General features: G+C 58.7%; 7 protein-coding genes, 2 pseudogenes and 1 other annotated feature. Of the genes and pseudogenes, 3 read left to right on the top strand and 6 right to left on the bottom strand.

Annotation, left to right across the window (positions count from 1 at the left end; genetic code table 11):
- Positions 1 to 59: 59 nt before the first annotated feature.
- Positions 60 to 1,300, top strand: a protein-coding gene (locus O1Q03_RS28085; protein WP_442865862.1) for an IS3 family transposase whose coding sequence is annotated in 2 segments (ribosomal slippage) — positions 60 to 366 and positions 366 to 1,300 — 1,242 coding nt in all. Because the reading frame shifts where the segments join, the coding sequence is not laid out codon by codon here.
- Positions 362 to 478, top strand: a sequence feature (AL1L pseudoknot). (Overlaps the previous gene by 117 nt.)
- Positions 1,301 to 1,341: 41 nt before the next feature.
- Positions 1,342 to 2,610 (top strand): annotated as a pseudogene (tnpC, locus tag O1Q03_RS28080) (IS66 family transposase); the annotation flags it as partial.
- A gap of 44 nt (positions 2,611 to 2,654) precedes the next feature.
- Here tnpC and O1Q03_RS28075 read toward each other — a convergent pair.
- From O1Q03_RS28075 to O1Q03_RS28065, 3 genes and pseudogenes are all read right to left on the bottom strand, one after another.
- Positions 2,655 to 3,242 (bottom strand): annotated as a pseudogene (locus tag O1Q03_RS28075) (IS5 family transposase); the annotation flags it as partial.
- Positions 3,243 to 3,813: 571 nt separating this feature from the next.
- Positions 3,814 to 4,467: a DsbA family oxidoreductase gene (locus O1Q03_RS28070; RefSeq protein ID WP_124522396.1), complete on the bottom strand. Its 654-nt coding sequence runs from the start codon at positions 4,465 to 4,467 to the stop codon at positions 3,814 to 3,816.
- A gap of 8 nt (positions 4,468 to 4,475) precedes the next feature.
- The gene (locus O1Q03_RS28065) at positions 4,476 to 5,063 is read right to left on the bottom strand and encodes an NADPH-dependent FMN reductase (protein ID WP_124522398.1); all 588 of its coding nucleotides are present in this window, start codon (positions 5,061 to 5,063) and stop codon (positions 4,476 to 4,478) included.
- Positions 5,064 to 5,138: 75 nt separating this feature from the next.
- Here O1Q03_RS28065 and O1Q03_RS28060 point away from each other — a divergent pair, with 75 nt between their 5' ends.
- On the top strand, positions 5,139 to 5,588 hold the full coding sequence (locus O1Q03_RS28060) for a winged helix-turn-helix transcriptional regulator (protein ID WP_269507293.1): 450 nt from the start codon (positions 5,139 to 5,141) through the stop codon (positions 5,586 to 5,588).
- Positions 5,589 to 6,389: 801 nt separating this feature from the next.
- On the opposite strand, the gene O1Q03_RS28055 is transcribed toward O1Q03_RS28060, so the two are convergent.
- From O1Q03_RS28055 to O1Q03_RS28045, 3 genes are read right to left on the bottom strand one after another with little or no spacing between them, the layout of a single operon-like run.
- Positions 6,390 to 7,868 (bottom strand): aldehyde dehydrogenase, encoded by a 1,479-nt coding sequence (locus O1Q03_RS28055; RefSeq protein ID WP_269507292.1) that lies wholly within the window; start codon positions 7,866 to 7,868, stop codon positions 6,390 to 6,392.
- A 24-nt stretch (positions 7,869 to 7,892) separates the two neighbouring features.
- Positions 7,893 to 9,071: an NAD(P)/FAD-dependent oxidoreductase gene (locus O1Q03_RS28050; protein WP_269507291.1), complete on the bottom strand. Its 1,179-nt coding sequence runs from the start codon at positions 9,069 to 9,071 to the stop codon at positions 7,893 to 7,895.
- Positions 9,068 to 10,210, bottom strand: coding sequence for an ABC transporter ATP-binding protein (locus O1Q03_RS28045; RefSeq protein ID WP_124522422.1), 1,143 nt, complete (start codon positions 10,208 to 10,210; stop codon positions 9,068 to 9,070). The genes O1Q03_RS28050 and O1Q03_RS28045 overlap by 4 nt, the downstream gene beginning before the upstream one ends.
- Positions 10,211 to 10,213: the final 3 nt, after the last annotated feature.

The raw sequence follows: 10,213 nt of genomic DNA, 5'->3' as shown, positions 1-10,213 counted from the left end.
TGAACCGCTCCGGGAATGTAGGAGACTTCGGATCTTGGCTGTAATTGGAGATTTGAAGTATGGAAAACGAAAGCAAGGTAAGGAAGCCCACCGGGACGCGATATTCAGATGAGGTGCGGGAGCGGGCGGTGCGGATGGTGTTTGAGCATCAGCACGAGTACGAAACGCAGGGGGCGGCGATCCGCTCGATCGCTTCGAAGATGGGGATGTCGCGCGAGACGCTGCGAAACTGGGTCATCCAGGCTGAGCGCGACCGTGGCCAGCGACCGGGCACGACGACTTCCGAGCTCTCACGGCTCAAGGAACTGGAGCGCGAGAATCGTGAATTGCGCACGGCCAACGAGATCCTGCGCAAGGCCTCCGCGTATTTCGCGCAGGCGGAGCTCGACCGCCGATCGAAACCATGATCGCGTTTATCGACGAGCATCGCGACGTCTACGGTGTCGAGCCGATCTGCCGCCTGCTGCCGATCGCGCCGTCGACGTATTACCGGCACGCCGGGCGGCGCAGCGATCCGGAGCAATGGCCAGAGCGAGCGCGTCGCGATGCTGAACTGAAGGCCCTCATCCGTGCGGTCTGGGACGAGAACTTTGGCGTGTATGGTGTGCGCAAGGTCTGGCGCCAGTTGCTGCGTGATGGTGTGAAGGTCGCGCGCTGCACGGTTGCGCGCCTGATGAAGGCGATGGGCCTCGAAGGTGTGCGGCGCGGGCGCCGGATCAAGACGACGCAGCGCGACGATGCGGTGCCGTGCCCGCTGGACCGGGTCAAACGTCAGTTCCGTGCCGATCAGCCCAACGCGCTGTGGGTTGCGGATTTTACCTATTGCTGGACATGGTCGGGCTTTGTCTACGTGGCCTTCGTCACTGATGTGTTTGCGCGCCGTATCGTCGGTTGGCGCGTGTCGGCATCGATGAAGACTGACTTCGTGCTGGACGCGCTGAACCAGGCGTTACACGATCGCCAGCCGCCGCCCGGCCTCATTCATCATTCCGATCACGGGTCGCAATATCTCAGCATTCGGTACACCGAACGTTTGGTGGATGCTGGCGTGCAACCGTCCGCCGGCAGCGTTGGCGATTCGTACGATAATGCGCTGGCCGAGACAATCAACGGACTGTACAAGGCCGAAGTTGTGCACCGGCGTTCATGGCGTACGCTCCAGGATGTCGAACTCGCCACGCTGGAATGGGTACACTGGTACAACCACCATCGGTTGCTCGGCCCGCTCGGGTACGTGTCGCCGGCGGAGGCGGAGCAAGCTTACAAACGGAATCTGGCGCTATCCGCTCGCGCGGCGTAGCGCCAAACTCGGCGGTCTCCGACAAACCCGGCGCGGTTCAGTTGCAGCCGACGCCTGCGGACAAGCAACGGCAGAAACCCAAGCGTGCACCGTTGCCGCCGCACTTGCCGCGCACCGACATCCATCACGAACCCGACGACATCACGTGCTCCTGCGGTCGCCGGCGCGCGCGCATCGGCGAGGACATCAGCGAGAAGCTGGACTATACGCCGGGGGTGTTCACGGTCGAGCGCCACATCCGCGGCAAATGGGCCTGCAAGGCGTGCGAGACACTGGTTCAGGCACCGGTTGCGCCCCATGTGATCGACAAGGGCATTCCCACTGCCGGGCTGCTCGCGCAGGTGCTGGTCGCCAAGTACGGCGACCACTTGCCGCTGTATCGCCAGGAACGCATCTTCGAGCGGGCCGGCCTGGCGATTGCGCAATCGACGCTGGGCGAGTGGGTCGGCGTGTGCGGCGTACGGTTGCAGCCGCTGGTCGACGCGCTTCGCGACGTGCTGCTCCAGCAGGACGTGCTGCACGCCGACGAAACGCCGGTACAGATGCTGGTTCCCGGCAAAGGAAAGACGCAGCATGCGTACGTCTGGGCGTACGCCACGACGCAGTTCGCGGACATACGCGCGGTGATCTATGAGTTTGCCGACAGCCGTGCTGGCGAACATGCTCGCGCGTTCCTCGGCCAGTGGCGTGGCAAGCTGGTATGCGACGACTACAGCGCCTACAAAGCCGGGTTCGAACTGGGCATTACCGAAATCGGATGCATGGCGCATGCGAGACGAAAGTTCTTCGAGTTGCACGCCAACCACAAGAGCCAGATTGCCGAGCAGGCGCTGAAGTACTTCGGCATGCTTTACGACGTCGAGCGCGACGTCGCGGAACTCGATCCCGCTCGCCGACGCGAGGTTCGCCAGGAGCGCGCTCGGCCGATCGCCGATGCGTTACATGAGTGGCTGGTTGCCCAGCGCAAACTGGTCTCTGAGGGATCGGCGATCGCCAAGGCGCTCGACTACAGCCTCAAGCGCTGGGAGGCGCTCACGCGTTATCTGACCGATGGGCACGTGCCCATCGACAACAATTGGCTGGAAAACCAGATTCGCCCGTGGGCAACGGGGCGCGCGAATTGGTTGTTCGCCGGTTCTCTGCGCGCCGGGAAGCGGGCCGCCGCGATCATGAGCCTGATTCGATCGGCGCAGCTCAACGGCCATGATCCCTACGCCTATCTGAAAGACGTGCTCAATCGCTTGCCGACCCACCGCGCCGACGACATCGCCGCGCTTCTGCCGCATCGTTGGGCACCCGTCGCCGCTTGATTGACGGCAATTTACCCCGAGGGGTGTCTTCGCCGGGCGCTTACGATAGCGCCGGCAACGAGCGAAGTCATACCCTTTGTCGGCGTGCAGTTTGCTCGGCCGCTTGCGCGGCTGCCCGTTCAGGCCCGATACCGCAGAAATGGAATCAAGCGTGGGCTCGAATGCCATCGAATCGTGCCGATTGGCTCCCGTGATCGTGACAGCCAGCGGGATGCCGCGTGCATCTACGACGATGTGTCGCTTCGATCCGAGCTTGCCTCGGTCCGTCGGGTTGGGGCCGGTTTCTTGGCCCCCCGGGGGCTGGAGACGCTGGCTCCATCTAGGCTCGCACGCTCCCAATCAATCTGGTCGTGCTCTCGCAGTCGACGCAGCATCGCCAAATGCAGTCGATACCATACGCCGGCCGCTTGCCAGTCTCGCAGACGTCGCCAGCATGTCATAACACTGCCGAAGCCCAACTCCTGCGGAAGGTCTTCCCACGGAATGCCCGTCAGCAATGCATACAAGATACCGTTCAGCGCTGCGCGGTCATCGACTGTGCGCCGCCGACCATCCTTGGGCGATGGCGTGAACTCCGGAATCAGCGGCTCCAGCGCCACCCATAATTCGTTACTGATTTTGCGTCTTGCCATGCCGTAGACGATATGACGCCCGCATCATCATGTCCAGGTTGTGTTAGCTGCTCTAAGTGATCTCGCCCTAGCTATCCGCGGACTGAGCCGTTGCGCGAGCGATCATCAAAGATAATTTACCGTGATATATTTGAACGTTGATTTACCCACTCGGCGATCCATTATAATTTAGCTTTTGTAGGCGCGTTAATTCCTACAGCCCGACACATCATTTCAACCAGTTATTAATAGACGGATTTAAAAGCCTGTCAATCGCACTCAAAATTCCTCTAAAAATTAAAGTAGCGGTTGTATCTGAATCGTGGATCAACCGTACGCAAGCCCACCGCTGCGTATCTCCGCCGAGCGGTTCATGCATTCTCAGGATCTGCGTGACGTGGGCCGAATGCGGCCACCGACCTCTCCACCTTCGCGAAACAATCGCGAAGATTGCTCACGCTACGGCCGTGGTGCTCGACAACGACCGGGACAATCACGTTGCCGGTCGAGATGTGATGGCTCGTTGGCATAGCGCAGACACCGTCGACGCAGATGCCGTCTGTCCTATGGCAGACTATCTGGAATGGGGTGCTCATACTGCCTCAGGGCTCGACGACTCGGCACGTTGCAGCGCTTCGTGGAACACATCAGGCAACTGCGCTCCAGAGACCGCCAACTTGTTGTTGAACACGAAAAACGGGACCCCGGTGATGCCGTACCCGACGGCTTGGGCATGGTCGGCGCGCACGTCGCTCAGATGTGTCCGGTTTCGTAGCGCTGCCAGCAGGTCGCCGGAATCGAGGCCGATCTCGCCACATAGGTCGGCGATCACCTCGACCACGTTGAGGTTGCAACCCTGCACAAAGTACGCCTCGAGCAATCGTTCTTTCAGTGCTCCTTGCCGCCCGCGCATCTTGGCAAAGTGCAGCGCCTGATGCGCGAGCGACGTGTTCGCCGGGCGCAATGCGTCATAGTCGAACGCGAGGCCTTCTGCTGCCGCAGCCTGCGTGATCTGAGCGAGGATCCTCTTGGCCTGTGCAACGGGAATGCCCTTGTACTCAGCGAGGAAGTCGGCCTGGGAACCGGGATAATCGGTCGGGGTGTCGGGAACCAGCTCAAAAGAATGGTACTCGATCTGTACGTTTTTTTTGAAGAGGACGAGCGCTCGTTCGAGCCGTCGCTTGCCGACGTAGCACCAGGGACAGGCGATATCGGACCATATGTCAATCCTGATCGGTGTGTTCATTTGGTACCTTATGCCGCTCTAGCAGCCATCGTCGCTTTGGTCCACCAGACTAGATCGTCCAGTGCTGCCTTTGCCGACGGCAACAGGTGATCCTCCACGCCCTCGATGGGCTGGCCGTGGTACGCGGGATGAACCGAAAAGAAGTCCGGGCCCAGGAGATGCACTGTCGAACGGGTCGACACCATCTGTAGTTCTACAGCGACGTCTCGTAAATGTTGGACGGCTCGCACGGCGCCCGTGGCCCCGTAGCCGATTGCGGTGAAGGCCTTTCGATTCCACTCCTTATAAGCCTGATCAAGCGCGTTCTTCAGCGCGCCCGTGATCGAGTGGTTGTATTCCGCCACGACGAAAATAAAGCCATCAAATCGCTGTAGCGTTTGCTGCCAGCGCAAGGCTTCGGCGTTCTTGCTTGGCGTCCACAGGTTCGATGCCATCTCGTCGAAGAATGGCAACGGATGGTCGCGGAGATCGACGACCTGGACGTCCAGGTCTTCGCGTGCCTGGGCCTGCTTCAGCATCCAGTGTGCTGGGACATCCGCGAAGCGCGTGGGACGGGTCGAACCAATGATGAGGGCGATGCGCGGTTTGGTGTTCATAGTGATTTCGCCTAGAGTAGTCACCTCGGGAAACCTGATTACAGATGGTTCTTAAAAATTTGACAAGGAGGTACCATGCCCTCACAAGATCACCAAGAAGAAACCGTCCGCTGCAAGCACTTCGTCAGCGTGCTCGGGCGCGTAAGCGACAAGTGGTCGTTACTCGTCGTCCACGCACTGGACCGAGGCCCGCTCAGATTCAATGCGTTGCGTCGGGAAGTTGGGGCAATCAGCCAGAAGGTCCTTGCCTCGACACTCCGTGGCCTCGAGGAAAACGGCTTCGTATCGCGCACGGTCACGCCTGTGACGCCGCCGCAGGTCGAGTACGCGCTGACAGCCCTTGGCCTCGACTTCGTTCGACCCGTGCGCGCCCTAGCCACATGGGTGTTGGCCAACAGCGATCGCATGGAGGCCGCGAAGGCAGCGTTCAAGGACCGCAATGCTTCCGCAGCGGCCCTGCCGCCCCATACACGAAGGATTTCGATGGCGTCGCAGGCCCCCACCATGGACGGAAGAGATCAATAACTCGCCAGCATGGCCCCGGACAAGGTCTCGATTCGGTACCGTTGAGCCGCGCCTCCATCGGAAGGGGCGACCTGGGCTTAATTGGACGGCCGACTGGGCCTGCCCCAACGAGCGGCAAGACGCGCGCCGCATCTGGGATATGACTGAAGGCAGAGTAATGCACGCGACACGACCGATAGCTGCCGCACAAATTGTGCGCTGGTGGCGAATCGCACGATCGGCAGACATCGGCGCCGATGATCACTGCGAGCTTCGCGTCCGGCGCGACGTGTCCCGAGCGACAGTACTGCTTCACGAGTTGAGGCTCGGTATGGCGGATTCTGTTGGGCAACAACGGCCGGCACGGCTGTTACACATCTCCGTAAACCTATGCGGCACCACGCCTGGCTATCGTGAAGCACATGACAGCCGATCTCTGCCGATTGCCGCGGGGCGCCACGACCTACAGGCGCGCCTAGACATCGGCGACTGAATCGAGGGCTTTGCTATTACAATCGACAGCGTATGCACACGTCGATCGACTACTGTACTCCCGTCGAATACGAACCCCTACGCGGTGCTGCATGACTTGCTGTAGGTGAAAAGGAGGCACGGTCAGGTGTCATCATCGCGTTCCGTTAAACAATTGCAGCGGGTTCCAGCAATGCTATTCGGCGATGACCGACGACAGGAACTACGGATACGCGATATCCGAGCATTCTTCACAGCTCGACGAAGCGGCCGTGACCGACGGTCACAATCGCGAGACTTTCCGTAGCCCGAAAACATCACGACGGAAGTCTCGCGATTGTAGAGTCCGAACTACCGCATTACGAACGGATTCGATACGGGCGCTCCGCTGTTGATCCATACGCTCTTCGTCTGCAAGTAATTACGAATCGCGTTGATGCCGTTTTCCCTGCCGATACCTGAATCCTTGACGCCACCGAACGGCGACATATAGCTGACAGCGCGGTAGGCATTGATCCATACGGTGCCGGCCTGGATGCGCTCCGCCATTCGAATGGCACGAGCGATGTCCTGAGTCCATACGCCCGCCCCCAAACCGAAGCGTACGTCGTTCGCAATCTTTACTGCGTCATCTTCGTCGCGAAACTTCATCACTGCAAGAACCGGCCCGAAAACTTCTTCTTGCGCAATCCGCATCTCACTCTGTACGTCGCCAAAAATGGTTGGCTCCACAAACCAACCATTGCCAAAGCTGTTCCTGTCCGGAACTGTTCCGCCCATCAGAAGCTTGGCTCCGTCCTGCTTGGCAACATCGATGTAAGACAGGATTTTGTCGTATTGCGGACGTGTGGTGATCGGACCTACCTGCGTGTCGGGCTCGACCGGATTCCCCATCCGCGCGGCCCCCGCCACCTTAACGACGCGACGCACAACCTCGTCATAAATCGACTCCTGAACAAGCAACCGGGAGCCCGCGATGCATGTCTGTCCAGATGCGGCAAATATTCCCGAAATTGCACCGTTCACTGCATCGTTAATGTCAGCATCGTCGAAGACAATATTGGGTGATTTCCCGCCGAGTTCCAGCGCAACGTGTTTCAGATGATGAGCCGCTTGAGCATTGATCAACCTGCCGGTCGTATCCGACCCGGTGAAGGATATTTTCTTGACGAGCGGATGCTCCACAAGCGCCGCGCCGACTTCATTCCCATAGCCCGTGACAACGTTGACGACGCCCGGTGGGAAACCGGCTTCCTCGAACAACTTGACTAACTCGAGCATCGACGCCGACGTGAACTCCGAGGGTTTGACAACAACGGTGCAACCGGCGGCCAGCGCAGGGGCTATCTTCCAAGTCGTGAGCATGAGCGGCGAGTTCCATGGCGTAATCGCGACCACAACGCCTAGAGGTTCATGCCGCGTGAAATTCAGGTAGCCCTTCTTGTCCAGCGGGACTACTGATCCCTCGATTTTGTCCGCCAATCCTCCGTAGTAGTAAAACCACTGAGGAAGATAAGAAAGCTGGCCAAACATCTCAGCGAACAGCTTGCCGTTATCACGCACCTCAATCTCCGCCAATCGGCGCGCATCACGCGCTATCAAATCGCCGACACGATGTAGTAGTAGACCGCGTGCACTCGCGCTCAACCCAGACCAAGCTTCACTATGTAGTGCTGCGGAAGCCGCCTGGACAGCGCGATCGGCATCCGTTGCGGTACCCCGGGGAATCTTTGCCCACGGCTCTCCGGTGTAGGGATTAAAGGAATCGATCCAGCCGTCTCCCGACGAAGCAGTCTCTTTGCCGTCGATATAAAGTTTGTAGTGTTTCAAGGTGCGTTCCTCCGATCAGTTCAATTAACTATTACGTCTGGCGCGCCCGACCATTTGTCGCGAAATCCGTAGTACGCTGCCACCGCTCGCATTGCCGGGACTCGCATGACCCATTGCATAGTGGATGCTTTCCCCGATGCGGCCAATGTGAGGGAAGTCGTCTAATGTCACTGCGACCTTGCCTGACCAGCGATAGTCAATACGCTTGCCAGCGAGATGCGGAAATGTTGCTACCAAAGAGTCTTCAAGACCACGGTACGACTCGGGCGCGTCACGCCCGAGCAAGTCGCCACGACCGCCGTACAACAGCCGGCGGTCCGGCAAAAGACGAAAATAGTTGGTCAGCCGGCGGGTGTCCGTCAGCACATGCCTATGTGGCAAAATCAGTTCCGCGCTGGCGTCGTCAAGCGGTTCAGTTGCGATGGCTGACGACGCGACTGGGACGACGCGGCGGGCAAGATCAACGCCCAGCTCCGCGAGTTCCGTGTATGCGTTGGTCGCCACCACCACTTTGCGAGCAGCAAGACGCCCGCGGGGCGTATGCACAACCACTCGTTTGCCATCCGGCACGATGCGCAACGCTGGAGTATTGGAAAATATTTTCCCACCTCGCAGATGCACGGACTCGGCCAATCCGCGAGAATAATTAAGCGGATGGATTGACCCTGCTCGCTGGTCTAAGTACCCGCCCGGGTAAGCTTTTGTTCCCGTGAGCGCGACCATTTCCGAATATCCCAACATCTGCGGAACGGTATCGCCGGCAACACGCGCGAGCCATTCGCAGTCCTTCTCCAGAACCGAGATCGATTCACTGCTTCCTGCCGCCGTGATATGCCCATATCGGCCAAAGTCACATTGGATTCCGCATTCTGATACGGTCGCTTCAAGCGAGTCAAAAGCCTCGTGAATAAATGACCAAAGTTGCAGCGTATTGGCGTCACCATACACGTGGGCGAGTCTTGAAAACGCCTGCTTATAACGCAGCACGGCCATGCCACCATTGCGGCCGCTTGCTCCCCATCCAGGGTCGTTGGCGTCGAGGAGCACGCAAGTACCGCCTCGTTTCAAAATGTGGTGCGCTGTCGACAGGCCGGTAAAACCGGTGCCGATAATCGCAACATCGGCGTCCATATCCCCGACGAGTCGCGGCCAGTGTCGCGGCTTCGTTGCGCTACCTTCCCAGACCGAACGCGCATGGTTCATACGGCTACCGTCCGTGTTTCAGCCTGTGGGAAAATCGCCAGATCCTGCCAATGCCAGTTCACACCAATCGCACTGCCAAGTGCCAAGCCAGCTAGCCCGGCATCCGTCCGGTTCTGTCGGCTGGCGGTCAGGCATCCACATGGCGTCTCTATCTGAACTGAAACCTTCTCTCCTGTAAATATTACGTCTTTAACCTTCCCCATGAGGGTAGGAATGGTGACAGGGCTGCTTTCGCCGTAACAAAGATCGGTCTTTTCGGGCCGTACGACCGCCTCGACTGGTGAACCAACTTGTATAGCATCGTTATCGGTTACACGGATCTCGCATTGCTGCCCATCAAGGCGCAGCAGTGCATGCCTTCCCTCCCTGCGAACGAGGCGTCCGGAGAGTCGGTTGATCCTTCCAACAAAGTCGGCGATAAAGAGCGAACCCGGCTTGTCGTAAATTGTTTGAGGAGTGTCAAACTGCTCAAGCCGCCCATTATTCAGAACGGCAATCCGGTCCGCAGTGACCATCGCTTCGGCCTGATCGTGCGTGACAAGGATAGTCGTGATCCCGAGTCGCTTGACCAGTCCTCTCAATTCCACCTGTACAGATTCCCTCAATTTCGCGTCAAGTGCACTAAACGGCTCGTCAAGCAACAAGACCTTCGGCTTGGTCACAATTGCTCGCGCAAGAGCAACACGCTGCTGTTGGCCGCCTGACATTTGAGATGGCAGCCGGTGTGCCATCGAGCTCATATGCACAAGGTCCAACGCTTCAGCAACGCGCCTAGATCCTTCGTCGCCCTTGATTCCACGCATCTTCAAACCAAAAGCTACGTTTTGGGCCGCTGTCATATGGGGAAAGAGAGCATAGCTCTGAAAAACCATTCCGAGTTCACGCTTGTGAATCGGTGTCGAAAGGATCGACTTACCATCGATTGCGATATCACCCGATGTTGGCATCATCAAACCAGCCACGCTCCGCAAGATCGTCGTCTTGCCACAACCAGATGGCCCGAGAAACACTACCAATTCACCGGGCGCGATGTCCATATTGACTTCAGACACCGCCTGATGATCTTGATATCGCTTCGACAAACTTCTGATCGTAAGACGACCGCTGCTGGCGCCATCAACGCCCGGATTAAAGTTCATAGC

Origin of the sequence: Burkholderia sp. IMCC1007, assembly GCF_027257875.1 — a bacterium.
GTDB lineage: Bacteria > Pseudomonadota > Gammaproteobacteria > Burkholderiales > Burkholderiaceae > Burkholderia.
Note: the sequence above shows the minus strand (reverse complement) of the source record. Positions and strands in the feature narration are given on the sequence as shown.